General features: G+C 48.3%; 19 protein-coding genes. 9 read left to right on the forward strand and 10 right to left on the reverse strand.

What is annotated here, in order from left to right; translation table 11 throughout:
• Nucleotides 1–74: 74 nt before the first annotated feature.
• Nucleotides 75–2966 carry a PAS domain S-box protein gene (locus EJO50_RS05505; RefSeq protein WP_125972229.1) on the reverse strand — a complete coding sequence of 964 codons (2892 nt, stop codon included), beginning with the start codon at nt 2964–2966 and terminating at the stop codon, nt 75–77.
• A gap of 187 nt (nt 2967–3153) precedes the next feature.
• The gene (locus EJO50_RS05510; RefSeq protein ID WP_125972231.1) at nt 3154–5055 is read right to left on the reverse strand and encodes an ATP-binding cassette domain-containing protein; all 1902 of its coding nucleotides are present in this window, start codon (nt 5053–5055) and stop codon (nt 3154–3156) included.
• Between the two features lie 318 nt (nt 5056–5373).
• Here EJO50_RS05510 and EJO50_RS05515 point away from each other — a divergent pair, with 318 nt between their 5' ends.
• Nucleotides 5374–6771 (forward strand): MltF family protein, encoded by a 1398-nt coding sequence (locus tag EJO50_RS05515; RefSeq protein ID WP_125972233.1) that lies wholly within the window; start codon nt 5374–5376, stop codon nt 6769–6771.
• Nucleotides 6772–6939: 168 nt separating this feature from the next.
• Here EJO50_RS05515 and EJO50_RS05520 read toward each other — a convergent pair whose 3' ends face one another.
• The 7 genes from EJO50_RS05520 to EJO50_RS05550 form a co-directional block, all read right to left on the reverse strand.
• Nucleotides 6940–7473, reverse strand: a complete 534-nt coding sequence (locus tag EJO50_RS05520) for a hypothetical protein (RefSeq protein ID WP_125972235.1) — start codon at nt 7471–7473, stop codon at nt 6940–6942.
• A 412-nt stretch (nt 7474–7885) separates the two neighbouring features.
• The gene (locus tag EJO50_RS05525) at nt 7886–10456 is read right to left on the reverse strand and encodes a [protein-PII] uridylyltransferase (RefSeq protein WP_125972237.1); all 2571 of its coding nucleotides are present in this window, start codon (nt 10454–10456) and stop codon (nt 7886–7888) included.
• 337 nt (nt 10457–10793) lie between these two features.
• On the reverse strand, nt 10794–11543 hold the full coding sequence (locus EJO50_RS05530; RefSeq protein ID WP_125971449.1) for an IS5 family transposase: 750 nt from the start codon (nt 11541–11543) through the stop codon (nt 10794–10796).
• 147 nt (nt 11544–11690) lie between these two features.
• Nucleotides 11691–12965, reverse strand: a complete 1275-nt coding sequence (gene serS / locus EJO50_RS05535; RefSeq protein ID WP_125972238.1) for a serine--tRNA ligase — start codon at nt 12963–12965, stop codon at nt 11691–11693.
• A gap of 308 nt (nt 12966–13273) precedes the next feature.
• Complete coding sequence (locus EJO50_RS05540; RefSeq protein ID WP_125972240.1) at nt 13274–14584, reverse strand: replication-associated recombination protein A; 1311 nt, start codon at nt 14582–14584, stop codon at nt 13274–13276.
• A gap of 200 nt (nt 14585–14784) precedes the next feature.
• Complete coding sequence (gene lolA, locus EJO50_RS05545; RefSeq protein ID WP_125972242.1) at nt 14785–15393, reverse strand: outer membrane lipoprotein periplasmic chaperone LolA; 609 nt, start codon at nt 15391–15393, stop codon at nt 14785–14787.
• Between the two features lie 64 nt (nt 15394–15457).
• Nucleotides 15458–16150: an OmpA family protein gene (locus EJO50_RS05550; RefSeq protein WP_125972244.1), complete on the reverse strand. Its 693-nt coding sequence runs from the start codon at nt 16148–16150 to the stop codon at nt 15458–15460.
• A 402-nt stretch (nt 16151–16552) separates the two neighbouring features.
• On the opposite strand from EJO50_RS05550, the gene gyrA reads away from it, so the two are divergent.
• The 8 genes from gyrA (at nt 16553) to EJO50_RS05590 (ending at nt 24878) form a co-directional block, all read left to right on the forward strand.
• Nucleotides 16553–19171, forward strand: a complete 2619-nt coding sequence (gene gyrA / locus EJO50_RS05555) for a DNA gyrase subunit A (RefSeq protein ID WP_373280524.1) — start codon at nt 16553–16555, stop codon at nt 19169–19171.
• 123 nt (nt 19172–19294) lie between these two features.
• The gene (locus EJO50_RS05560; RefSeq protein ID WP_125972248.1) at nt 19295–19750 is read left to right on the forward strand and encodes a PaaI family thioesterase; all 456 of its coding nucleotides are present in this window, start codon (nt 19295–19297) and stop codon (nt 19748–19750) included.
• A complete protein-coding gene (locus EJO50_RS05565) occupies nt 19747–20163 on the forward strand; it encodes a PaaI family thioesterase (RefSeq protein WP_125972250.1) in 417 nt (138 codons plus the stop codon). The genes EJO50_RS05560 and EJO50_RS05565 overlap by 4 nt, the downstream gene beginning before the upstream one ends.
• A gap of 12 nt (nt 20164–20175) precedes the next feature.
• Nucleotides 20176–21258 (forward strand): 3-phosphoserine/phosphohydroxythreonine transaminase, encoded by a 1083-nt coding sequence (gene serC, locus EJO50_RS05570; RefSeq protein WP_125972252.1) that lies wholly within the window; start codon nt 20176–20178, stop codon nt 21256–21258.
• 136 nt (nt 21259–21394) lie between these two features.
• Nucleotides 21395–22468, forward strand: coding sequence for a prephenate dehydratase (gene pheA / locus EJO50_RS05575; RefSeq protein ID WP_125972254.1), 1074 nt, complete (start codon nt 21395–21397; stop codon nt 22466–22468).
• A gap of 244 nt (nt 22469–22712) precedes the next feature.
• Complete coding sequence (locus EJO50_RS05580) at nt 22713–23285, forward strand: LOG family protein (protein ID WP_125972256.1); 573 nt, start codon at nt 22713–22715, stop codon at nt 23283–23285.
• Between the two features lie 110 nt (nt 23286–23395).
• Complete coding sequence (gene hisC / locus EJO50_RS05585; protein ID WP_125972258.1) at nt 23396–24496, forward strand: histidinol-phosphate transaminase; 1101 nt, start codon at nt 23396–23398, stop codon at nt 24494–24496.
• Between the two features lie 172 nt (nt 24497–24668).
• Nucleotides 24669–24878, forward strand: a complete 210-nt coding sequence (locus tag EJO50_RS05590) for a (2Fe-2S)-binding protein (RefSeq protein ID WP_125972260.1) — start codon at nt 24669–24671, stop codon at nt 24876–24878.
• A 102-nt stretch (nt 24879–24980) separates the two neighbouring features.
• On the opposite strand, the gene dapE is transcribed toward EJO50_RS05590, so the two are convergent.
• A complete protein-coding gene (gene dapE / locus EJO50_RS05595) occupies nt 24981–26111 on the reverse strand; it encodes a succinyl-diaminopimelate desuccinylase (protein WP_125972262.1) in 1131 nt (376 codons plus the stop codon).

The raw sequence follows: 26111 nt of genomic DNA on the forward strand, positions 1-26111 counted from the left end.
AAGGAGGGATTTTACGTTAATTACGGGGGATAAGCACGGATCACGCAGGCAGATTCTTGCTCCGATTTTTGGCCTTATGGTTTATCGGCGGGCTCAAGTGGCAGCAAGATACTGATGATGGCGCCTCCTTCGCCGGCATTTCTGGCACTGATTTCTCCTCCGTGATCGGTCATGATCTGACGGCTGATTGCCAGCCCCAATCCTGTACCGCTGGCGTGGCTATTTAGCCGGCTGCTTTGAATAAATTTATCAAAGATCAGATCAAGTTCTCCTTCTGGAATGCCGGGGCCGTAATCTCTTACGCTTAAACCCATTGCGGCTCTGCCATCACTGAGTCTTGCATCTTCAATAAAATGAATATCGATTTTAGCTTCATCCGGGCTGAATTTAATTGCATTTGAAAACAGATTAATAATAACCTGGGTAATTCGTGCCTTATCAAAGAACAGCATCAGCGGCGGAGCACTTGCATCTAAATTAAGCTGGATATGTTTGCTGGTGAGTAAAGTTAGTAGTTCATTGGAAGCATGTTTAGCCGTAGTTTTTAAATCATGATTCATTTTTGAATAGCGCATTTTATTGGCTTCAAGCCGTGACATATCCAGTAAATCGTTCAGTAAAATAAGCAGACGATTTCCGCTGGAATGGATGCGTTCAAAATAGCGAATTAGGTTTGTGCTGTCGGTACTGCCTACTTTGGACTGACCAATTTCGGAAAAGGATAAAATAGCGTGCATAGGAGTGCGTAATTCATGAGACATATTTGCCAGGAAAACCGATTTGGCCATATTGGCAGCTTCGGCGGCTTCTTTGGCTTCCAATAAATTACTTTCAACCTCTTTGAGCTTTGAAATATTAGTCAGAAAGGCAAAGGCATATTCCAGATGCTGGTGTTCATCATAAATACAGGCAGAATTCACCAGAAACGGGAGATTTTTTCCGTCGGCGGAAGGAATACTTACTTCTTCTACATGATTTGAGTCGTTTTGATGACTGGATAAATTGTCCGGAAAAATAGCATTGGCGTGTTCCGGCCAGAGCTGGCCGGGTTGCTGGCCGATCAGTGTATTCCGGCTCATGCCCAGTTGCTGGCAAAAAGCCTGGTTGATATCGACAATACGGCTTTTACTGTCAATCAGAATAAAGCCGTCTGCAGTACCCTCGATAATTGTGCGCTTAAGCCGCTCAGACTGCCGGAGCGCCTGCGCTGCAACTCTGGGTGCACTGACATCTTCTATCACGCAAATTAAACCTTTGCCGATATCACCCGCCACCATTTCTTTGGCATAAACCATGGCCCAGAAACAGGATGCATCCCGGCGATATAGCTCCATTTCGCCGCGGAAAGTCCCTTTGCTTTTAATGGCTTCACGGATAGGCTTGTTATGTGCAGTAAAATGCTGGGCCGAGGCGTGCAGGATATCGGTAGGCATGTCGGTAATTTCAGCCGTGCTGTAGCCAAACAAGGCTTCAAATGCCGGATTAACCAGACGTATCATGCCTTTGACCGAAAGCATAATAGCCAGCGGGCTGGCATCCAGTACCGAGCGAATTTCAGCTGTTCGCTCTAAAACCAGATCCTGCAGATGATCATGGTGGCGACGTAATTCCCGCTCACTGTTTTGCTGCTCAGAAATATTTCGCACAGTGGCACAAAGATAGGCCGCCTCGGCAAAGGTGATATGGCTGAATGTGATCTCTACCGGAATCTGGCTATATGGCAAATTGATTTGGTGTGTGGTGTAAAGCAGGCGTTTTTCAACAGAGAGTGTTGCCCAGAATTCCTGCCACTGGATGAGATCTATTTGCGGAAAAATATCAAAGAAACGTAATTTTAGCAGCTCATCCGGGGTATAGCCGGTGCCGGTTGATGTTGCCCGGTTAGCATAGCAAATTTGGCCGGAAATACTGGCCCAGAGAATAATATCAGGGGCTTCATCCACGGTGAATTGAGTGAGGTGCAACCTTTTTTCAATACTTTCGATTCGCTGTATTTGCTTTAGCAGTAAGTAAAGCAGGCAGGAAATAATCAGCATGAAACTTAAACCGGCCAGTGCGCGCGTAATCAGATCGTTTGTAAAGCGGTGAAGCAGGGCATCACGGTCGGTTGAAATTAGAATAATCAGCGGCAAAATGCTCTGGCTGCTGTGAAATGCGGTCAGGAGCTGGGTATTGTTGTAGGTGCTCGGATAAGTGCTGGAGCCTTGCAGGCGGCGTTGCTCAAAGAGCAGTGGATCGATATCTCTCAGATTGCGGCCGATTTGACTTTCATCAAAAGGGTAGTTGAGCAAAACAATGCCATCGCTACGCAGTAAATATACATGGCTGCCCGGTGCTAATTTTAGCGACTGATAAAACTGAATAAAGTACTGCGGCTCTACTCCTGCCAAAATAACACCGCCAAAAGTGCCGTTATTTTTTTTGATGCGCTGGGTGACGGGAATCAGCCACTTTCCATCCGTGCGGCTCTGTATGGGGGGGCCAATCAGGGGCCGGTTGTCCTGAAACTGGCTGTGGTACAGAAAATAGCTGCGGTCTGCCAGATTGACTCGTCGCGTCGGGTATTCTAACCCGTGGCTCTGAATGAGCCCTTTGCTATCGATGGTGATAATGGCACGCACTTGCGGAGCGAGCTTAACCTTGTCCTGCAATACCTGGTGCGTTTGCTGCTCATTGGCCATATCTACTCCACCAAATTGATTCAGGTTTTCCACGATATTTTGCATGGACTGTTCAACTGAAACAAAAGAGCGCGTGGCGTGTTCGTCTAGGGAGCGTGCCAGCGACAGACTGCTGCGCTCAGCTTCTTTGATGGTGGCCTGATAATCATGCAGGGACATGATGATCAGAGCAAAGGTGGTGACAATGGCTAAAATAGCGTACAGCAGGATCAGGCCACCGCGTAGCAGCTTTAGCGAGGTGGCAGTGCCGGCAGGGCGCAGAGGCAGGGTAAAAAACCGGTTCATAGCTAAATTGTTTTGAGCGGACGTATCAAAATTGGCCTTGGCAGGGGGATCTGACCGTTTTTTTGGTAAAGAGTAAGCTGGTCATTGCAGACCAGCTTACTCTTTTTCAGATTGCTTAAGCCCTACTATAGCTTATTAAGAATAGTGCTTTGCATTGCAGCAAGACAGTATTTAAATAAGGTGTAACTTAAGATTTTGTTTCCAGCTCTTCCCACTGCCCCATCTTTTCAAGAATAAGTCTATCAAGCTCATCAATACGTCGTTGCATATCTTGCGCCAGCTTGGGGCCATTGCGATAGATGCTGGCATCGAGTAATTGCTGCTGGATATCTAGTTTTTCTGCTTCTAGGGCATTGATTTGTAATGGCAGTTGCTCTAAAAGGCGAGTCTCATTAAAAGAGAGTTTTTTCTTGGCTTTGGTGGCTTCTGCTGGCTTGGCTTGCGGTGCAACATTTGCTTTTGTCAAAGCTGCTGTGGCAACAGGTGCATTACTGGCCATCCGCGCTTTGGCTTCCATCCAGTCTGCGTAACCACCGGCGTTTTCGATCAAGACTCCGTCGCCTTCAAAAGCAATGACCTGAGTGACCACATTATCAAGGAAGGCACGATCGTGGCTAACCAGAAATACGGTGCCTGAATAGTTAGACAGTAATTCTTCGAGTAGCTCTAAGGTGTCGATATCCAGATCGTTGGTGGGCTCGTCCAGCACCAGTACATTGGCCGGACGGGTAAACAGGCGTGCCAGCAGTAGTCTATTACGCTCGCCACCGGATAAAGAGCTGACCGGGCTGCGCGCGCGTGCTGGCGCAAACAAAAACTCTTCCAGATAGCTGATAACGTGTTTACGCTGATTGCCGATTTCGATGTAATCATTACCCTGGCTGATGGTGTCGATTACGGTGGCGTTTTCGTCCAGCTGTTCACGGAATTGATCAAAGTAGGCCACTTGTAAGTTAGTGCCTAACTTTACTTCGCCGCTGTCTGGCTGCAATTCACCCAAAATCATTTTAAGTAGTGTGGTTTTGCCCGCACCATTTGGGCCAACCAAGCCGATACGATCGCCGCGAATCAGACGGGTGCTGTAGTTGCCTATGAGCGTTCTGCCGTTATAACCCTTGGTCACGTTTTCCAGCTCGGCAACCAGCTTGCCGGATTTGTCTCCTGAATCCACATTAAAACTGACATTGCCGACACGCTCGCGGCGTTGGCTGCGCTCGATGCGCAAAGCTTCCAGGCGGCGAACGCGCCCCTCATTACGGGTACGCCGTGCCTTAATTCCCTGACGAATCCATACTTCTTCCTGCGCGAGCACTTTATCGAATTTTTTATTGGTAAATTCTTCTTGCTCGATTAATTCCTGCTTTTTAGCTTCATAGGTTTTGAAATTGCCGGGGAAGCTGGTCAGATTGCCGCGATCGAGCTCGATAATGCGCGTCGCAATATTGTCGAGGAAGCGGCGGTCATGGGTGATAAACAATACACTGCCTGCAAAGTTTTTGAGTAGCTCTTCCAGCCATTCAATAGCGCTGACATCCAGATGATTGGTGGGCTCGTCAAGTAGCAACAGCTGTGGTTCGGAAACTAGCGCACGGGCCAGGGCCACACGTTTTTTCCAGCCGCCTGATAAAGCACCAATTTTTGTTTCTGCAGGCAGATCAAGGTGCGACATAATCGATGCAATCAGTGAATCGAGCCGCCAGCCATCCTGCGCTTCCAGATCATGCTGCAAATCCATCAAGTGGCTTAAGCTTTCTTCGCTGTCATCTAATGTTTGTAGTGCTGCGTGATAGTCAATCAGTGTCTGGCGCACTGCACCCAGGCCTTCGGCCACAGCTTCATAAACAGTGTGTTCCATATCAAATACAGGCTCTTGTGAAACAAAAGCCATTTTTGCGCCCGTTTCCAGGCGAATTACACCGTCATCCAGTTTGTTGACACCTGCGACGGTTTTAAGAAGTGATGATTTACCAGCACCATTGCGGCCGATCAGACCAACGCGCTCACCGGCATCAAGAATAAAACTGGCTCCGTCCAGAAGTGGAACATGGCCATAGGCGAGGTGAGCGTTTTCTACGATTAAAATGGGCATTTGGTACCTTGAAGCAGGGGTTTTGCTTATTTGAATGTTTGGATATAGAAGGCAGATTGTGCGCCTTTGCCTGTAGCCTGAGTCAGCGAGGGCTGGGTGAGCATTGATTTGCCAACAAAAAATCTTGGTGGCGATTATACGGCCAGATGGCCTTGGCCGATACCTTGCAGTGTTGGAACTGTCGCTTTGCGCCATTAGAATGGGGCGAGTCTAGTTGCTGCTGCTAAGGTGGTCGGTTAGGCCGATCGCCGCTTATGCGGATATGGGAGATTTTCCCGCTGCAGTAAACGTCATACAAGCCAACTCGGAAAACCGCGAATGATACGATTCTTGATGCTCTGCCTGTGTTTGATTGGCCCGATATGGGCAAAACCGGTCGCGAGCGTAAAAAGTACACATCCGGCGTTAAAAAAGCCCTCTCAGCTTGCGGCTGCGGGTGTTGATTTTGATTCCGAACGCCCGCCTGAAAGGCTCAGGGTTCTGGTGGCTCTGGGGCCATCTACATTTTTTATAAAAAATGGCCGTCCGTATGGTGTGGAATACACCATGCTGGCCGAGTTTGAAAAATTTTTGAACCAGGGGCGAGCCAAGGCGCAGCCACCGCTGCGAATACAATTTATTCCACTGGATGCAGGTGAGCTTATTCCTGCGCTCAGGGCTGGGCGAGGAGATATTGCAGCAGGCTTGATGCCGGTAACCGAAGGGGCAAAGCAATTAGTGGCGTTTTCTACGCCTTATTTGCAAGATCGCTGGTGTACGGTTTCAGCTGCAGAAGAGGGCCATAGCCTCACGATTCCTTCCAGCAGTTACGCCCATCGCTTACTGGGGGATTTTAATGAGGCAAGACGCAAAGCGGGGAATCCAGAGTTTGAAGTTGAAAATGCAGCGCCCGGTGTCGGTAGTGAAATGTTGCTGGCGCAGATAAATAAGGAGGCAGAGAAAACAACAATGGCTAGTAGTTTTGTGCTCGGTTTATGGAATAAAACATTCACAAAGCTTAAAAGCCATAGCTGTATCGAGGATAAAGTTCCGCTGGCGTGGGCGGTTCGTAAGGAAGACAGTGCTTTACTGGAGACTCTGAATCGCTTCGCAGATAAAACCGGCATTGCCGAGCGAGCTGTTGTAGCTACGCGGCGTTTTTTAGATGCAAGTGGCAAAGTGCAAAGTACGGGGGGAGAGCTGGGGTCTTTAGATAAGCTGGCCTTTTTTGCTCCTGTGTTTCAGATTGTGGCAGCAGCAAATAATCTGGATTGGTTGCTGCTTGCTGCAATTGGCCAGAAAGAATCAGGTTTGAACTCGGTGGTGCGAAAAAAAGGACCAACCGGCATTATGCAGATTAACCCCAGTACTGCCCGCAATATGGGGGTGAATAATCCTCATGATGCAGAAGGTAATGTGACGGCTGCAGCTCGTTATTTGAAATATTTGCGTAATTTCTTTAATAACCCGGGCATCAATGATGAGGATCAGCTGTATTTTATGATTGCCGCATACAATGCGGGAGAAGGGCGTGTGCAGCAGTTACGCAATCAGGCGGCGGCACAGGGGCTGGACCGTAATCGCTGGCTGGGTAATGTAGAAAAAGTGGCTTTAAAGTCAGTTAGCAAAGGTATGGTGGATTATGTTTCAGCAGTAAGTCGCTACTATATTGCCTATCAAAGCACTGAAAAAACACGCAAAAAGCATGATGGGGCATCTGCTGCTGAGGCAAAATAAGTGACAGGTTCCGGTTTATCGGGGTTTTGATACCGATATGTTTTTAAAACTGGATTAGCCAAGTCAGCCAATGCATCAAGAGGTGTAACTAAACACAAAACAGAGGTAAGTCAGATGCATGTTTATCGGTTTGCTTTTTATGTATTTAATTTAAATAAATGTAAGCCTCTACCACTGGCAGCCGCTATTGTTCACGGCATCTGCAATTAAGGGTACCACTGCGAGCAGCCCCAATCCTGAGTAAGCCTTTTTGCAATCGGGCCTGTTGGCTTTATCCAGTGATTTGGCTAGCTCACTACGCGGTGTTTTAGTTGGTGGTTTTAGTCCGGCGATCTTGGGGGGTGATTCTGGTTCTGGATTAATTACATCTTTGGGGATGGATAGATCGAGTTTGGGACCTGGGAGTGTTTTATCTCGGGTGCTATTTGTGGCCTCTTTGGCATGAAGGGCATTTAAGCTCTGCCGTGCCGTTTGCCGCGGCTTAGCCGTGGTGCTTGGTACTCGTTTTTTTATTGACGGATTTACTGCGGGAGGTGATCTGTTTGGAGTTGGAATTACTTTGGGCCGGAGTGCTTCCAGAAAAATCTGCATCGCAGGACGCGGCGTTTGAAGCACTGGTTCTTTTGCATGATAAAAGAGCAAAAAAACGAGATGGATCAGCAGGGCTAGTACAAGGCTATTGAATAAAGAATATTTTTTCATGCCATTGAGGTAAATACACCGCTTTATTTTATTTGATTAGTCAGTCTAGACCGAACTTACTTTATTTCTCTATGCATTTATTTACCTGTTTTGTCATTTCTTTACATTAGCTCCGCTCTGCTCAGATTTCTTACTTTTAGAGAGTAGCTATAGCCTGGTTACGCTGTAAGGCTTTACAGTTTTTTTGAAAAAATGAACAAATTTTTAAGTAAGTGCTATGGCTGCGCAGCCTCTAATATAATGCCCTCTATTAAAAATAGTTTATTTTGGCTGATGAAATTTATCCAGATTAAATAATTATTTAAGATGTAATGAGTATTTGATTCACAATTACTATGAGGCTGGAAGGCTGCGCTAATTACAGGCTAATATGTTTAGTCATTTATCTTTGCAAGCCTGAAGGTTTGTCTATTTAATGCTCATGGATAGCGTGTAATAGTTCGGCCTCCAGTACGCGGGAAGCATGTTGATCTTTAAGTAATTCCCCGCTGATTAGAAAATTATCTTCTGCCCGCTCACCCAAAGTCATAATTTTTGCAGACTGGATTTCGATACGATTTTTGGCCAGTACTCTGGCAATTGTTGACAATAAACCTGTTCTATCGCCCGCAGCAATGGATAAAACATGATATTTTCCACGCTCATCTGCACGAATCATGACATGGGGCTGGATTGGAAAATGCTTTAACTGGCGGGAGATCCGTGATTTTCGCACGGAGGGTAGTGGTTGTTCTTTTTCTAATTGCTGACCAAGTTCAAATTCAATATAGGCAATTAAATCCCGATAATTATCAACGCGATTATCGGGGATATAAACATAAAAACTATCCAGTGCGTAATTGTGCTGTGTGGTATGGATATGTGCATCAAAAATGGTATAGCCCGCACGCTCAAAAAAACTGCAGATTTGCGCAAATAAATCATTTTTATCTACGCTATACACCATTACTTGCAGGCCTTCACCGGATTCTGAAAGCCGCGCGCACACAATGGGCTTGTTTGTGCTGGTGCGGGAAAACAGCATGCGTGTATGCCAGGCAATTTCTTTGGCATCGTGGCGCAGGAAATACACAGTATCAAGCACTTTCCAGAATTCTTCATGTGCTTCCTGGCGCAAGCCATGCAGGCGAATGAGCCGTAAAGCTTCGTCTTGGCGCTCTTCAAGCAAGGATCGTGTGCTGGTATTCTGGCTGCTTAATAGGCGCTGAGTGGCTTTAAACAGATCTTCAAGCAGCTTGGCTTTCCACGCATTCCATACCTTGGGGCTGGTGCCGCGAATATCGGCGACGGTCAGCAGGTAAATGGCGGTAAGTTTGCGCTGATCTCCCACCCAGCTGGCAAAGGCTTGAATAGTTTCAGGATCATACACATCCTGCTTTTGCGCCACAGCCGACATTGTGAGGTGATGCTCTACCAGCCAGGTAATCAGCTGGGCATCTTCGCCAGGCAATGGCATGCTCGCACACCATTTGGCCGCGATCTCTTTGCCTAATAAAGAATGATCACCGCCACGTCCTTTACCAATATCGTGAAAGAGTGCTGCCAGATATAAAACTTCGGGCCGCTCGAATTCGGCTAATAACCGGGAACACATCGGGTATTCGTGGGTAAAGGCATTTACGGCAAAGCGCCGCACATTACGTAATACCATCAGGGTATGTTCATCCACGGTATAAACATGAAATAAATCATGCTGCATGCGGCCTACAATTTGCCCGAATTCCGGAATAAAGCGGCCTAATACGCCGTATTGATTCATCCGGCGTAATACGCGGGTGAGGCCACGCGGCTCGCGGAAAATATTAATAAATAATTGCTGGTTAACAAAATTGCGACGGAAATTGTCATCAATGCTGGATCTGGCATGCCAGAGTGCCCTGAGTGTTGCGGGGCTGATGTCTCTGGAGTCTCGTAAACGCTCTAATTGCCAGAATAGTTCTAAGATGGCGGAAGGCTGGCGCTGAAATACATCGGGGGCGGTGATTTCAATCGACGAGCCACGTAATTGAAAGAATTCATTAATCGGGCGAATCTCAATGCCAACCTGCGAAAAAATACGCGCTTTCAGGGCTTCTAATAATAAAGGCGCAAGCTGGCTGATAATACGGGCAGAGCGGTAATAGGTGGCCATCAGCGCTTCGCTGGCTCTGAGGCGTATCGAGCCTTTTTCGCTGTCTTCAAATTTAAAATCGCTGGCGAGCGTGTGCTGGTAATCAAAAAGAATACGATCTTCACGGCGTTTGGCCCGCCAGTGCAATTGAATACGATAGGCGCGTAATACCCGCTCGGCATTTTCTAATTTAATGATTTCTTCATCGGTCAGCATTTTAAGCTGTGCCAAAGCATGCCAGTCGCGGCCTAAACCCTGGCTGGCGGCAATCCAGCCAATTAAATGTAAATCGCGTAAGCCACCCGGCGCTTCTTTAATATTGGGCTCAAGATTATAAGTGGCGTTTTGAAAGCGGCCATACCGCGCCTGCTGCTCTAGTAATTTGGCTTCAAAGAATTCCTTGGTATCGATATAACGGTGTACGGTGGCATAAAATTCGTTAAAGCGCTCAAGGCTGCCGACTAAAAGTCGCGCTTCCAAAATAGCCGTTTGTACTGTGATATCTTTTTCAGCCTCGTGCATGCAATCGGCGGTGGTGCGTACCGAATGGCCTACTTCCAGGCCAATATCCCAAAGTTCCCCCACAAAGACTTCCAGCTTTTCCAAAAGAGCAGTCGAAGGCAGATCGGGCAATAAAATCAATAAATCGACATCGGAATAAGGAAACAGCTCGCCTCGCCCGTAGCCCCCAACGGCAACTAGTAGCACTTCATCAATAAACTGATGCCTACCCCATAGCTCGCTTAAGGTGTGGTCTGTCAGCTGTGTCAGCTCGCCCAGCAGCGGCAGGGCTTCGCTTGGTGTATCAAAGCGTTGGTGTAAGGCCGCTTTATCAGCAGCATAAGACGCTCGAATGGCATTAACAGGGCGCATAGCTTAGCCAGATTATGAGGTGGTGCTGTAGTTTATAGGAGAAGGAGATCTGGGGTAGTGCTGGATGAGATGATTAGCACCGCATTGGGTATGGAGTGCCCGTGAAAGTACATAGGCAAGAATGAGAAGGCTGAATGTGCAGCGAGCAGGTAACGGGGGAAATTCAAAGTTATAAATAAATACAACCATTTTTCTGCTGCTGTAAAATTGAAATGGGCATATTTGGTATGAATCCATCACATGATTGCGATTGATGGAGTTATAGCTAATAAAGTCTTCAATTGAAGTTAGAGTGATTTAGTGTTTTTTTGTAAGATAGCTAGGGTCTGTTGACGTTTCACATCGGTAGCCATAAAAATGCGCACGCCATGGCTATGACACTTTCATAATTTCGCTTCAACTTGTCATATCGGAATGCCACTGCGCGGTAATGCTTCAATCGCGCAAAAGCATTCTCGACCAAATGTCGATAGCAATACAGCCCACGATCTAGATCCACATTCCCTTTGATTGAATTACGTTTTCTGGGAATCACTGATCGCGCACCCTGCGCAGAAATCAGTCCTCGAAGGTACTCACTATCGTACCCCTTATCTGCGATGATCACTTCGGCTGAAGGCAGTTGGGCAATCAGCTCTGGGGCGGCAGTACAATCATTAATCTCGCCTCCGGTAATTTCGAAGGCAATCGGCAAACCATAAGCATCTACCGCCAAATGAATTTTGCTGGTGTTCCCTGCACGGCTTTTGCCAATCGCTTCAGATTGATCGCTGGCCGCCCCGGCGCTGTGTTGATGCGCCTTGGCATAGCTACCATCAATGAATACCCATTCAAAATCGGGGTCGATCAGTAAGGCTTTGAAAATATTGAGCCATTTCCCAGCTACAGACCAAGCATTAAAGCGTTTATAGACTGAATTCCATTCACCAAAGGCGCTGGGTAAATCCCGCCACGGGCAGCCAACGCGCATGCGGTAAAACATTCCTTCGACGGTAATTCGTAAATCAGGCTTGTTGTAAATGGTGTGTTGAAGCAGAATCTTTTCTAGCTTCGACCAAAGCTCGTTACTGAGCATTAATCGGGGCATCGCAAACCTGCAGGGGAAATGGTGTAGGAACCTGAATTCTGCGGGTTTGCATCCATCATTGCATGACTTTAGCTTGAAACGTCAACAGACCCTAATAAAAAAAGGCAGCTGTATCAAATACAGCTGCCTTTTTGGTCTGGCACTGTCTTATTTTAATATTTCCAACCCCCCCATATAAGGGCGTAGTACGGCAGGTATGGTGATACTGCCATCTGCATTCTGATAGTTTTCTAATACGGCAACCAGGGTACGGCCTACGGCGAGGCCCGAGCCATTCAGAGTGTGAACAAGCTCGTTCTTGCCCTGTTCATTCTTGAAGCGGGCCTGCATGCGGCGAGCCTGGAAAGCACCCATGCTGGAGCAGCTTGAAATCTCGCGGTAAGTATTCTGTGCAGGTAACCATACTTCCAGATCGTAAGTTTTTTGTGATCCAAACCCCATATCACCGGTACAGAGGTTTACTTTCCGGTAAGGCAATTCGAGCTTTTGCAAGATAGTTTCTGCGTGTCCCGTCAGAATTTCCAGTGTGTTGAGCGATTCATCCGGGTGAACAATTTGTACCAGCTCTACTTTTTCAAACTGATGTTGACGAATTAATCCACGCACATCGCGGCCATAAGCGCCTGCTTCGGAACGGAAGCATGGAGTATGTGCGGTGAATTTCATTGGTAAATCTTCAAGTTTTACGATGCTGTCGCGTACAAAGTTAGTGACAGGTACTTCAGCGGTAGGGATCAGGTAGAGTGGCTCGGCATCGGGGCGATTTACTTTGAACAGGTCTTCTTCAAATTTTGGTAACTGCCCTGTACCTACCATGCATGCAGCGCTGACCAGAAAAGGGGTGTAAACCTCTTCGTAGCCATGCTCCAGTGTATGGGTGTTAAGCATAAATTGGGCGAGCGCGCGGTGCAGGCGGGCAATGCCTCCCTTTAGTGTGGTAAAGCGTGCGCCGGATAATTTTGCACCGGTTTCAAAGTCAAGGCCCAGCGGGCCGCCCAGATCAACGTGATCTTTGATTTCAAAATCAAACACGCGGGGAGTTCCCCAGCGCAGGACTTCTTCGTTTTCAGTTTCATCTTTACCAACCGGCACGGATTCATGCGGCAGATTTGGCATAGACAGCAGCATATCATTGATTTTTTCTTGTAGTGCCGCCAGTGCAGTTTCCGCTGCTTTGAGCTCGTCCCCAAGGCTGGCGACCTCTGCCATGATGGCCGATACCTCTTCACCCTTGGCTTTGGCCTGGCCAATTAGCTTGGAGCTGGCATTTTTCTTGGCTTGTAAGTCCTGGGTGCGGGTTTGTAGTGATTTTCGTTCATTTTCCAGTGCAGAAAAAGCACTTACATCAAGAATAAATTTGCGGCTGGCAAGACGTGCCGCCACATTTTCCAGGTCGGTACGGAGTAAGTTGATATCGAGCATAATTATCGTCTTTTTGTGTCAGTGAATGGCTGATAGTTTACACGGCTGGCAAGCTCTTAAAAACCTAAAATCTTAAGCCAAATCTATAAAATTAAATCTAAACCTTAAATCTGTAGACACAGAGAACACGGAGAGAGGCAAAAACAAGGAAGAAGGAGAAAACCAAAATGGAGGGGTGTCCGAGAAATAGCTAATTTTTTATGGATCAATGCTCTAGTAATTTTGATGCAATGGTTTGGTTTTCTCCGTGAAATTCCGTGTTCTCTGGGGACGAAGTGGTTCAAGACTTGGGTTTTGTACGAGCTGGTTTATTGATTTTGCTTTAGCCACGCCGCATCCAGCTCGGCCAGGTGGCGTAGTTTTTCGGTAATTTTTCCTTCCAGCCCGCGCGGGGTTGGCTCGTAAAAGTGCAAATCCTCCAGGCCTTCAGGTAAATAGCTTTCACCTGCTGCGTAGGCTTCCGGCTCATCATGGGCGTAGCGGTAGCGTTTACCGTAGCCCAGCTCTTTCATGAGTTTGGTGGGCGCATTGCGTAAATGCACCGGGACTTCTCGGCTTTTGTCACTGGCGATAAAGGCTTTGGCTGTTTTGTAAGCTATATAACCCGCATTGGATTTGGGGGCGATGGCGAGGTAAATGACGGCTTGCGCCAGTGCGAGTTCACCCTCGGGGCTACCTAAACGCTCAAAAGTGCTGGCGGCATCATTACAAATCTGCATGGCTCGCGGGTCGGCAAGGCCGATGTCTTCCCATGCCATGCGTACAATGCGGCGGGATAAATAGCGGGCATCTGCGCCGCCATCAAGCATGCGGGTCAGCCAGTAGAGCGCGCCATCGGGGTTGGATCCGCGTACCGATTTATGGAGGGCAGAAATCTGGTCGTAAAATGCGTCGCCGCCTTTATCAAAGCGGCGGGTATTGAGCGTGAGTGTTTCGTTTAAAAATGCACCATCAATGTCTGTGCGTCTGGCTGCGAGCGCTGCTGTTGCTGATTGCTCAATCAGATTGAGCAGGCGCCTGGCATCACCATCGGCAAAACCTGTGAGCGTGTCGATGGCAGAAGGCTCGAATGTCAGCTCGGGCAGGCACTTGTGGCATGCACGCTGCAGCAGCTCTGTCAACTCTGATTCTGATAACGCATTTAAAACGTAAACCTGGGCACGGGAAAGTAGCGCAGAATTTACTTCGAAAGAGGGATTTTCGGTGGTTGCGCCAATAAAAGTGACAAGTCCTGATTCAACAAAGGGTAAAAAAGCATCCTGCTGTGCTTTATTGAAACGGTGTACTTCATCCACAAAAAGCAGGGTGTGCTGGCCCATGCTGCGGTGTCTTTCTGCTTCTTCCATTGCAGAACGTATGTCTTTTACCCCGGAAAATACCGCAGAAAGAGCAATAAATTCCACATCAAAAGCGCTGGAGAGCAGGCGGGCGAGGGTGGTTTTGCCGACGCCGGGTGGGCCCCATAAAATCATGGAATGCAGCTTGCCGCCTGCAATTGCGGCGGCAAGTGGCTTGCCGGGGGCGAGTAAATGCCTCTGACCCACGACTTCGTCAATGGTTTTGGGGCGCAGTTGCTCGGCTAGCGGAATATGGCCGGGCTTTGCAAATAAATCACTCACGATGATATCCGTATTGCAAGTTGGGAATTGCATGGCTTTGGTTTGATGCCAGGCAGAGCCAGGTTTGAATGATGTGTATGCAAAAAAATCAATGCCTGGATAGTTTTTTGTGAGGTTTCGTGTTTTAACCCGGCTATTTTGCGTTTTATCTTTTAAATCGACGGTATTTCTGTGCGTTTTTCAACCGGATAGTTATTCACTTATTCACGAATCACATCAGCATCTTTGGGCGGAATAAAGCGGAACTGGCTTGCATCAAGTTTGGGGTTGATTTTGAGTGCGCTAAAGTAAATCCGCGTAGTTTGCCCAAAGTGATCGTGTAGTTCCATTTGCGTCAGCTGGCCCTGACTAAAACCGAGTTTAACAGTTTCAAATGACTGATCGGCTTGTTTGGGAATGGCTTCCAGCCAATCAACTCCCTCGCTACTGGCTAGGGGACGTAGTTTGTAGTTTCGTTCAAATTGGTTGTTGCCTGCAAGAAGTGCAGCAGGGCTGCTTTCCAAAGCTTTGCCCATGTCTTTAACCGTGGCTTGCTTTAAGTCGGGGTCATACAGCCAGATCTGCTTGCCGTCGGCAATAATGAGTTGCTCAAATGGTTTTTGATAAATCCAGCGAAATAAACCCGGTCTTTGAATTGCAAGCGTGCCGCTACTTTGTTGTACTTTGCCTTGCTGGCTGGTGACAGTTTGTCTAAAGCTGGCTTGCAAAGACTGGGTATTGGTTAGGTAATTTTTTAAATCGCCTGCCGCATCAGCCCAGGCGGTCTGGCTTGTCACTGTAACTAAAATGATAAGAGCAAGTTTGCGCATCAATTTTCCCTGGTGAATAGAAAAAAGCCCCGCACTGGCGGGGCTTTTTGTGCAAAGCAGTAAATTACTTCTTAGCTGGAGTCACAACTTCTTTTGTGCCTTTGATGTCGATTTCAACACGACGATCTGGTGCCAGACATTCGATCAACTTAGCGCGGTTTTTAACTTTACCGCAAGTGTCGCCTGTAACTGGCTCAGCCTTACCACGGCCTTCAAACTTAACTTTGCCTTCTGGAGCGCCCTTGGAAAGAAGGTAATCAGCTACAGATTTAGCACGTTTTTCTGACAGTGGCTGGTTGTACTTGTCTGAACCAATACGGTCTGTGTAGCCAATTACGTGCGCTTCACCGTCCTTAGGGTCCATCATCTTAACTTCTTCATACAACTTATCCAGAGCGTCTTTACCTGCTGGCTTCAAAGATGCTTTGTTGAAGTCAAACAGAACGTCTGATTTCAGTGTGAAGTGCTTGGTGTTGATCATCGGAGCAGCAACTACAGGAGCCACAACTGCTGGAGCCACAACAACTGGAGCTGCTTTAGCAACTGGCTTTTCGTAGCCATCACAACCTTCAACGGTTGCGGCTTCTTTAGACCAGGTACCTGTGCGCCAGCATTCGCCGATACCATTCTTAATAACACCACCACTGGTATTTGCATTTTGTGTGTAAGCTTCAACGCCAGCAAATGCAGCAGTGCTCATTGCACTTAAAGCCGTTACAACGGCAAGGCGTGTCAGGGATTGCTTGATCGACAGCATAGTTTTAATCTCCTAGAGAATCATTTAGCAAGCTGATATTTATATTGCTTGTAGGTTCTGGATAAGCCTCGCTCGAGTGAACGTCAAGGCTTTTTTTCCATACACGTGCTGCATTCTAATGGTTTCATAATGCTTGCGGCAAATAGTAAGGCTGTAATTTTTGCCGCGGGGGGGGATTCTGTTGTGGGGAGGCCCTGTTAAGGGTAGCTCAATTGGAGCATCTCCGCCCTCGTGGTACACTTAGGGATCGAACGCGCGTGTTACAACAAAAGTGTTGTGGCATTGCAACGGCACCACCGTGAGAGTTTACGCGTGGTGCGTATTATATGACGCCCCGGTCCCTATCTAAAGATGCTCGAAAACTTTGCCAAAGAAACAATCCCGGTAAGTCTCGAAGAGGAAATGCGACGCTCCTACCTCGATTACGCGATGAGTGTAATTGTAGGACGCGCTTTGCCCGATGTTCGTGATGGCTTAAAGCCGGTGCACCGCCGCATTCTGTTTGCAATGCATGAAAGCAATAACGTCTGGAATCGCTCCTATGTGAAGTGTGCCCGCGTGATTGGTGACGTGCTCGGTAAGTATCATCCGCACGGCGATAGCGCCGCCTACGAGGCGCTCGTGCGGATGGCGCAGGATTTCTCACTGAGATATCCGCTTATTGATGGCCAAGGTAACTTTGGTTCCATTGATGGCGATTCTGCTGCTGCCTATCGTTATACAGAATGTCGTTTAGAAAAAATCTCTTCCGAGTTGCTGGCAGATATCGATAAAGAAACTGTCGATTTCACGCCTAATTACGACGAAAAAGAACTCGAACCCACTGTTCTGCCTACTCGTGTGCCCAATCTGCTGATTAATGGCTCGTCGGGGATCGCAGTCGGGATGGCAACGAATATTCCGCCGCATAATCTCACCGAAGTGATTGATGCCTGTTTAGCCTTACTGGCTAATTCGGAGCTGACGATTGATGAGATTATCGACATCATTCCTGCGCCCGATTTCCCTACTGCCGGCATTATTTATGGTATTCACGGCGTGCGTGAAGGTTATCGCACCGGCCGTGGCCGTGTGATTATGCGGGCGCGTACGCACTTTGAAGATGTCAGCCGCGATAAGCAGGCCATCATCGTCGATGAGCTGCCATATCAGGTTAATAAAGCGCGTCTTCTGGAGCGTATCGCCGAGCTGGTTCGTGAAAAAACCATCGAGGGCATTACCGAAATCCGTGATGAATCGGATAAATCCGGTATGCGCGTGGTGATTGAGCTCAAACGCAGCGAAGTGGCTGAGGTTATTCTTAATAATCTCTATAAACACACCCAGCTGCAGGACAGCTTTGGTATCAATATGGTGGCGCTGGTCGATGGTCAGCCGCGCTTATTGAATATCAAACAAGTGCTGGAATGCTTCCTGCGTCACCGCCGTGAAGTGGTGACCCGCCGTACCGTGTTTGAGCTGCGTAAAGCACGCGAGCGTGGACATATTCTGGAAGGCTTGGCGGTTGCTTTATCCAATGTCGATGAAATTATCGCTCTGATTAAAGCCGCGCCAACACCTGCAGAAGCCAAAGTCAGCCTGATGAGCCGCACCTGGCGCTCGGCGCTGGTGGAAGATATGCTCAGCCGTACCGATGTCAGCGCCTCGCGCCCCGATGGTTTGGGTGCGGAATTCGGCTTTAGCCTGGCTGATGGCTATCGTTTGTCTGAAGTACAGACTCAGGCTATTCTGGAGCTGCGTTTGCAGCGCCTGACTGGCCTTGAGCAGGACAAAATCGTTAGCGAATATCGCGATGTAATGGAAAAGATTCTCGATTTACTTGATATTCTGGCGCGTGAAGAGCGCGTTTCCGAAATCATCGTGACCGAGCTTAATGAAGTTAAAACGGTATTTGGTGATGTGCGTAAGTCTGAAATCATTGCCTATGGCGAAGACCTCAGCCTGGAAGACCTGATCACCCCGCAAGACATGGTGGTGACACTGACGCACAGTGGTTATATGAAAGCCACACCTGCAGATGAATATCGTTCACAACGCCGTGGTGGCCGTGGCAAGCAGGCCGCTGCAACCAAAGAAGATGATTTCATCGATAAGCTGTTTGTGGCCAATACCCATGATTATGTGCTGTGCTTCTCATCACATGGCCGTGTGTACTGGCTGAAAGTTTACAATGTGCCTCAGGGCGGCCGTAATAGCCGTGGTAAGCCGATTGTGAACCTCTTGCCATTGCAGGAAGGCGAAAAAATCAGCGCCATTTTGCCGGTAAAAGAATTCACTGAAGACCAGTTTGTCTTTATGGCCACAGCGATGGGGACGGTGAAGAAAACGTCACTGGTGCATTTCTCGCGTCCGATGAAGAAAGGCATTATTGCCTGCGGTCTGGATATGGATGACTACCTGGTTGGTGTTGAGCTGACCCATGGTGGTGATCAGATCATGATGTTCTCTGACGCTGGCAAGTCAGTTCGCTTCCACGAAGGTGATGTACGGGCCATGGGCCGTACGGCAACCGGTGTGCGCGGCATGATGCTGCAGGAAGGCCAGAAAGTGATCTCTCTGCTGGTGGCCGAGCGCGACGATCAGCAGGTGCTGGCTGCAACCGAAAACGGTTATGGCAAGCGCACACCAGTCGGTGATTACCGCCTGACCAGCCGTGGCACGCAGGGCGTGATTGCGATTGATACTGGTGATCGTAACGGTAAGCTCGTTGCGGCAACGCTGGTTGAAGACTCCGATGACGTGATGCTGATCACTACGGGTGGTGTGCTGATTCGTACCAAGGTTGCCGAAATCCGTGAAACAGGCCGTGCAGCTCAAGGTGTGCGCCTGATTAATCTGGATGAAGGCGAGCATTTGTCAGGCTTGGAAAAAGTGTGCGAAACAGATTCTGACGACGAATTGCTAGATGGTGAGGAGTTACTTGCTGAAGGTGAAGTACCTGCCGCACCCGTCGTGGCGGCAGAGGGTGATGCATCTTCTGTTGAAGGCTTTGCTGAGGGTGATGAGCCAGCGGCTGAGTAAGCTGCTCTCTTTGTCGTAACAACACTGGCCTGCAAGACAGGCCAGTGTTGCGTGTGGAGCACCCATCGCCGTGTTTATTTTAAACGCAAGCCACGGCAGCGTTTCAAACTGAGGAATTGGATCATGAGTGCAGCGCCTGTTGCATCACCAGCACTATTTAAGCAAATTTCAGACTGGTTTATAACCTTGCCGCACTGCCAGGTGCTGGGTTTTAAATTTGGCGAAGCGCATTACGGCAGCATGACCGTTTGCCTGCCCTTTAAAGACGAGTTGATTGGCAACCCCGCAACGCGGGTGATCCATGGCGGGGTTGTCACTTCCCTGGTGGATTCAACCAGCGCGGGTGCAATCTACACCATGCTGACCGAGCTGGAAGCCATTGCCACTTTGGATTTGCGCCTTGATTATCTTCGCCCTGCCAAGCCTGATTTTCCTATTTATTGCACTGCGGAATGCTATAAACTCACTGCGCAGATTGCATTTACCCGTGCGACGGCCTATCAGGAAGATGTGAATGATCCGATTGCTTATAGCGTGGGGACTTTTATGCGTAATTCCGCACGCGAGGTGGCCGCATGAGCCCGCCGATTACTGGTTTTGATTCTCTTGCCATGGCTGTAGATGCAGTGCCCTATGCCAAATTATTGGGTATTCAAAGCCGCGAAGAAAATGGCCAGCCTTTGTTCTTTTTGCCTTTTCAGACACATAATATTGGCAATACCATTTTGCCAGCACTGCATGGTGGTGTGATTGGCGGCTTCCTGGAAACTGCAGCAGTTCTGCATGTTATGTGGGCTTCCGAAGCACAAAGTGTACCTAAAATTGTTGATTTTTCGATTGATTACTTACGCACTGGCCGCCCGGTAGAGCTCTACGCCCAGTGTGAAATTATCCGCCAGGGCAAGCGCGTTGCTAACGTGCTGATGACAGCCTGGCAGGAAGAGCGCAGTAAGCCGGTGGCGGTTGCACGCGCCCATTTTCTACTTGCCTAAGGGAAAGACGCCATGACTCAGATTTATAATTTTTCTGCCGGTCCTGCAGTTTTGCCGCGTGAAGTATTGCTGACGGTGCAGCAAGAGCTGACCGATTGGCACGGCTCTGGCATGTGTGTGATGGAAATGAGCCATCGTGGCAAAGAATTTACGCAGATTATTCATGAGGCAGAAGCCGACCTGCGCAAACTTCTGGATATCCCGAAGAATTATAAAGTGCTGTTTTTACAAGGTGGCGCACATTTACATTTCTCGATGATTCCGCTGAATTTATTGCCTGAAAATGGCACGATTGACGTGGTGAATACCGGGCATTGGTCCAAAATTGCCATCAAGGAAATGAAGCGCTTTGCCAAAGTAAATGTGATCGCTTCAAGCGAAGATCGTAATTTCAGTTATGTACCGGCTGAATCAACATGGCAGCGTTCCAAAGAAGCATCTCTTTTACACTACTGTGCCAATGAAACCATTGGTGGTGTTGAATTCTCAGAGATTCCGAAGAGCGAAGTGCCACTGATTTGCGATATGTCATCAACCATTTTGTCCCGTCCGCTTGATGTCTCCAGATTTGGCTTGATTTACGCAGGCGCACAAAAAAATATCGGCCCGTCAGGCCTCTGTATTGCCATTGTCCGTGAAGATTTGCTGGGTAAATCCCGCAGTAATACGCCCACCATGATGGATTACAGTGTGCATGCGGATGCCGAATCCATGTACAACACCCCGCCAACCTTTGGTATTTATGTAGCGGGCCTGGTATTTAAGTGGCTGCTTAATCAGGGGGGCTTGGCGGCGATTGAGCAAAAGAATATCGAAAAAGCCTCTTTGCTCTACGAAACCATCGAATCATCAAATGGTTTTTATCTCTGCCCGGTAGATAAACCTTTTCGCTCACGCATGAATGTGCCGTTTAATTTAAAAAATGAAAAATTAGACGATGATTTTCTGGCGGGCGCCAAAGCAGCCTGCCTATTGCAATTAAAAGGTCACCGCTCGGTAGGTGGCATGCGTGCTTCTATTTACAACGCTATGCCGATTGAAGGCGTGCGCGTGCTGTGTGAATACATGTGCACCTTTGCAAAAAGTCACGGCTAGATAGTATGAAAGTTTGGCCTTCGTAGGGCGGGTTAAAACCCGCGTTCGCGACGCCTGATCTATCAGTATCAAGTGGGGGCTGTGCTCGTGTTTTATGTGCAGAGCAGCCCACCGTCTATTTAAATTCGAGAAATCAATGAGTGAAGAACAACTAAGCCAACATCGTGATGCTATTGATGCCATTGACGAACAAATTGTTCAGCTATTAAACCAGCGCGCCAGCCATGCCCGCACCATTGGTGAGATTAAAGGCAGTGGCATTGTGTATCGCCCGGAGCGCGAAGCTCAGGTTTTAACGAGGGTTAAATCTTTAAATCGCGGGCCTTTAAGTGGTGAAACAATGGCCAAGCTGTTTCGTGAAATTATGTCGGCCTGCCTTGCCTTAGAGCGCCCGTTGACGATTGCCTATCTGGGGCCTGAAGGGACATTCAGCCAGGCTGCCGCGATTAAGCAGTTTGGCCATGCTGCGCATACCATGGCTTGCTGCTCGATTGATGAAGCCTTTCGTGCAGTTGAAGCCAAAACGGCTGATTACGTGGTCGCCCCGGTTGAAAACTCTACCGAAGGTGCTGTAGGCCGCACGCTGGATTTGATGGTGAATACCCCCTTAAAAATTTGCGGCGAAGTGGTGCTGCGTATTCATCACCATTTGCTGCGCAAAGTAGAAGGCAAGGCGGGCCTGCAACGGGTTTACTCGCACGCGCAAAGTCTTTCGCAATGCCATGAATGGCTAAATAAAAACCTGCCGGCCCAAGTGCAGCGGGTGTCGGTTTCTAGTAATGCCGAAGCCGCGCGTTTGGCTAGCCTGGATGAATTGTCTGCGGCCATTGCCGGGGATGCAGCAGCAGAAAACTATGCGCTACTGAGCCTTGCGCAAAATATTGAAGACGAGCCAAACAACACCACGCGTTTCCTTGTGCTGGGCATGCAGGAAGTGGGCCCGAGCGGACGGGATAAAACCTCCCTGGTGATCTCTGCCCCCAATCGCCCCGGTGCGCTGCATACCTTGGTTGAGCCGTTGGCCAGAAACGGCGTTTCGATGGATAAATTTGAATCCCGCCCTAGCCGCGCAGGTCTCTGGGAATATGTGTTCTTTGTGGATGTAGAGGGGCATATCAGCGGCGCGCCGCTGCAGGCCGCGCTGGCCGAGCTTGCCGATGTAGCTGCTTTTGTAAAAGTGCTGGGGTCCTACCCCGTGGCAGTGATTTAAATCTGCCCGTGCCTAAAAAACAATGCCGCTCTTAGGGGGCGGCATTGTTTTGCCTGGTGTTTCTTGTGGCTGAACCCAAGTCTTGAGCCATAGGGAACACGGAGTTTTACGGAGAAAAGCAAGGTTTGATGGAGGGTATGTGTGCTCTGTGTTCCCGTTTTACTCTGCGGTTCAGGTTTAGTGTTCTATCAAGACGAGCTGCAGTGGCTTGTTAATCAGAAATTATTTTGAAGGGAAAGGAAAAATGAAATCAGTAGCTGTTTTTTGTGGTGCCAAGCACGGCATTCAGCCTGAGTTCACCACCGCAGCGCGGGAGTTGGGGGCGGTGCTGGCTGAGCGAGAGATTACTTTAGTCTATGGTGGCGGTCATGTTGGGCTGATGGGGGAGGTCGCCACAGCTTGTCTGGATGCTGGTGGCAAGGTTATCGGGGTGATTCCGGAGTTTATGGTGGTGCGGGAGCTGGCTTTGGAAGCCTGTAGTGAATTGATTATTGTAGATTCGATGCACACCCGTAAGGCAAAGATGGCTGAGCTGGCGGGGGGATTTATTGCTATGCCGGGCGGTTTTGGTACGCTGGATGAGTTGTTTGAAATCCTGACCTGGTCGCAAGTCGGTTTGCATGGTAAGCCGGTTGGCCTACTTAATACGGGTAATTATTATGATTCACTCACAAAATTTCTTGAAGAAACGGTGGCGGCGGGATTTTTAGCGGCAGCAGAATACAGTAAATTACAATCTGCAAGCGATCCACGTGATTTACTGAATATCCTGGCCAGCCAGCCCGGAGTAATGGAAGGCATGTGGTGGAAAACCTAGTTATTTAATAGAAAGTATTTATCGCTGGTTTATTTTAAGGTTTTAGCTTAATTAATTGCTTTGTAGGTGTTTTTTATACTCAATTTGTCGGATAGCAAAAGGATTTTCAAATGAATTTGCAAGATCTAGCCCCAAAATATGTTCGCTTGATTGCACCTTATCAGCCGGGTAAACCGGTTTTTGAACTGGCGCGTGAAATGGGATTAAATCCTGCCGAAATTGTAAAACTGGCTTCAAATGAAAATCCGCTGGGAATGGGTAGTAAAGCAAAAGCGGCTATTGAAAAAGAATTGGCTGAATTAGCCCGTTATCCGGACGGAAATGGTTTTGACTTAAAAAGAAAAATTGCGCAAAAATACAAAGTAAACAGCGATCAAATTGTTCTGGGTAATGGCTCGAACGATGTATTAGAGCTTGTTGCCCGTGCTTTTTTAAGTCCTGGTGATTCGGCAGTTTATTCACAATATGCCTTTGCGGTTTATCCTTTGGTGACACAGGCGATAGGTGCGCAAGGTATTCAAGTCAATGCGCTGGATTACGGCCACGATTTAGATGCCATGCTGGCGGCAATTGTGCCGACAACTAAGCTGGTTTGGATTGCCAATCCAAATAACCCAACCGGCACAATGGCAAGACCGGGTGATTTGTTTGAGTTTTTACAAAACTGCCCAAAAAATGTGCTGGTGGTACTGGATGAGGCTTATACCGAATTCTTTACTCCGGAAAAACGCCCTGATTCGATGAGCTGGTTAACAGATTTCCCGAATCTGATTGTGGTGCGCACCTTCTCCAAGGCTTTTGGTCTGGCTGGATTGCGTGTGGGCATGGCGCTGACTTCGCCTGCAGTTGCCGACATTATTAATCGTGTACGCCAGCCTTTTAATGTAAACAGCCTTGCGCAGGCGGCAGCTATAGCGGCGCTCGATGACGAAGAGTTCTTAAAAAAAACCTTGCGCGTAAACAGTGAAGGTATGGCGCAATTAACGGCAGCTTTTGTGCGCCTGGGTGTGAGCTTTATTCCTAGCCAGGCTAATTTTATTGCCTTTCATTGTGGCGATGCCGCAGCGCTTAATCTGTTTATGCTGCAACGAGGCGTCATTATTCGCCCGTTAGCTCCCTATGGTCTGACTAACACCCTGCGTGTTTCGGTTGGTTTGCCAGCAGAAAATGCGCGCTTTATCGAGGTGCTGGAAGAAGCACTGGCTGATTAATCAGGCGGTTACAAAAAAGCCACAGCCAGGTTGTGGCTTTTTTGCGTTTAGCAGCGAGAGCTCAAGGCTTAAGGCTGGGGTAATGACTTTTCGAGAATGGGTGTTATTTAGGATTTAGTAAATTACGATTTTCAATTATAATGAGAATAGCTATCATTATAAGAAGTCTGCCATGTATGTTTGCATTTGCAGTAGTGTTACCGACAAAGACATTCACAAAGCAGTGGCTGGGGGGGTGTGTACCTTTGCTCAATTACAAGAGCAAACCTTGGTGTCTACTTGTTGCGGCGAGTGCACAAGCTGCGCCAGGCAGATCATGGCCGATGCGTTGAGCTCCGTGCCGCAAATTATTCGCTGGGTACCTCAGCCGGTCGCTGCTTAAAGCGGTTGCTCTGGTGAAGCCGAATTGATCGATCCAGATTTTTTTTGTGGCAGGTTAATTGTGACCAGAATAAATAAGGGCAGGTTTTTGCCCTTATTTTAATCAGGCAATTAATTTTTCCATGGCTTTTTCATAAATGGCAGAGAGTTTAGGCAAATCTTCAATTGCCACACATTCATTGAGTTTATGAATGGTTTTATTAATAGGGCCAAACTCAACAACTTCGGGGCAGTATTTAGCAATAAAGCGCCCGTCTGATGTACCGCCCACGGTATTGAGCATGGGGGTTTGTCCGCAAACTTCGCTTACCGCATCACGCATGGCGTCAATCAGCAGGCCATGGTCGGTCAGAAAAGGCTCGCCAGAGAGTGCCCAATCAATTTCATATTCAAGCTGATGTTTATCCAAAATGGCATGTACTGTGGCTTTGAGCGAATCTGCTGTGCTGGCCGTGCTAAATCTGAAATTGAACATCGCATCTACGGTGCCAGGAATAATATTGGTTGCGCCCGTGCCGCTATGGATGTTAGACACCTGCCATGTCGTTGGCGGGAAGTATTCATTTCCTGTGTCCCATACCGTACTTGCTAATTCTGCCAGGGCAGGAGCGAGCAGGTGGATGGGGTTTTTAGCCAGGTGTGGATAGGCAATATGCCCTTGCATGCCATGCACAATAAGATGACCTGATAATGAGCCTCGACGGCCATTTTTAATGGTGTCACCAAATACTTCGGCCGAAGTGGGCTCACCCACAATGCAGTAATCAATTTTCTCGCCGCGAGCTTTAAGCGCCTCAATCACTTTAACCGTGCCGTGATGTGCAGGACCTTCTTCATCGGATGTAATCAGAAAGGCAATCGAGCCCTTGGGTGCGGGGTTTTTTGCCAAAAATTGCTCACTTGCCGTCACAAAAGCCGCCAGGGAAGCTTTCATATCCGCAGATCCTCGACCAAATAAATGGCCGTCCCGGATAGTGGGTGCAAACGGGTCCGAGTGCCAGCGCTCCAGCGGTCCTGTCGGTACTACATCGGTGTGGCCTGCAAAAACAAGAACAGGGCCATTATTGCCAAAGCGTGCCCAGAGATTATCCACATCTTCAAAACGCATATGTTCAATACGAAAGCCGATGGCAGAAAGGCGGGCGGCCAGCATACTCTGGCAATTAGCATCATCGGGGGTGACGGATGCCTGGCGTAATAATTGTTGGGTAAGGGCAAGCGTGGGGTCATTCAT

Origin of the sequence: Iodobacter ciconiae (assembly GCF_003952345.1) — a bacterium.
GTDB classification, from domain to species: domain Bacteria; phylum Pseudomonadota; class Gammaproteobacteria; order Burkholderiales; family Chitinibacteraceae; genus Iodobacter; species Iodobacter ciconiae.

Excerpts from the sequence above, each read along its gene's own strand:
- EJO50_RS05505 (WP_125972229.1), bottom strand. The coding sequence starts at position 2,966 with ATGAACCGGTTTTTTACCCTGCCTCTGCGCCCTGCCGGCACTGCCACC.
- EJO50_RS05510 (WP_125972231.1), bottom strand. The coding sequence starts at position 5,055 with ATGCCCATTTTAATCGTAGAAAACGCTCACCTCGCCTATGGCCATGTT.
- EJO50_RS05515 (WP_125972233.1), top strand. The coding sequence starts at position 5,374 with ATGATACGATTCTTGATGCTCTGCCTGTGTTTGATTGGCCCGATATGG.
- EJO50_RS05520 (WP_125972235.1), bottom strand. The coding sequence starts at position 7,473 with ATGAAAAAATATTCTTTATTCAATAGCCTTGTACTAGCCCTGCTGATC.
- EJO50_RS05525 (WP_125972237.1), bottom strand. The coding sequence starts at position 10,456 with ATGCGCCCTGTTAATGCCATTCGAGCGTCTTATGCTGCTGATAAAGCG.
- EJO50_RS05530 (WP_125971449.1), bottom strand. The coding sequence starts at position 11,543 with ATGCCCCGATTAATGCTCAGTAACGAGCTTTGGTCGAAGCTAGAAAAG.
- serS (WP_125972238.1), bottom strand. The coding sequence starts at position 12,965 with ATGCTCGATATCAACTTACTCCGTACCGACCTGGAAAATGTGGCGGCA.
- lolA (WP_125972242.1), bottom strand. The coding sequence starts at position 15,393 with ATGCGCAAACTTGCTCTTATCATTTTAGTTACAGTGACAAGCCAGACC.
- EJO50_RS05550 (WP_125972244.1), bottom strand. The coding sequence starts at position 16,150 with ATGCTGTCGATCAAGCAATCCCTGACACGCCTTGCCGTTGTAACGGCT.
- gyrA (WP_373280524.1), top strand. The coding sequence starts at position 16,553 with ATGCGACGCTCCTACCTCGATTACGCGATGAGTGTAATTGTAGGACGC.
- EJO50_RS05560 (WP_125972248.1), top strand. The coding sequence starts at position 19,295 with ATGAGTGCAGCGCCTGTTGCATCACCAGCACTATTTAAGCAAATTTCA.
- EJO50_RS05565 (WP_125972250.1), top strand. The coding sequence starts at position 19,747 with ATGAGCCCGCCGATTACTGGTTTTGATTCTCTTGCCATGGCTGTAGAT.
- serC (WP_125972252.1), top strand. The coding sequence starts at position 20,176 with ATGACTCAGATTTATAATTTTTCTGCCGGTCCTGCAGTTTTGCCGCGT.
- pheA (WP_125972254.1), top strand. The coding sequence starts at position 21,395 with ATGAGTGAAGAACAACTAAGCCAACATCGTGATGCTATTGATGCCATT.
- EJO50_RS05580 (WP_125972256.1), top strand. The coding sequence starts at position 22,713 with ATGAAATCAGTAGCTGTTTTTTGTGGTGCCAAGCACGGCATTCAGCCT.
- hisC (WP_125972258.1), top strand. The coding sequence starts at position 23,396 with ATGAATTTGCAAGATCTAGCCCCAAAATATGTTCGCTTGATTGCACCT.
- EJO50_RS05590 (WP_125972260.1), top strand. The coding sequence starts at position 24,669 with ATGTATGTTTGCATTTGCAGTAGTGTTACCGACAAAGACATTCACAAA.
- dapE (WP_125972262.1), bottom strand. The coding sequence starts at position 26,111 with ATGAATGACCCCACGCTTGCCCTTACCCAACAATTATTACGCCAGGCA.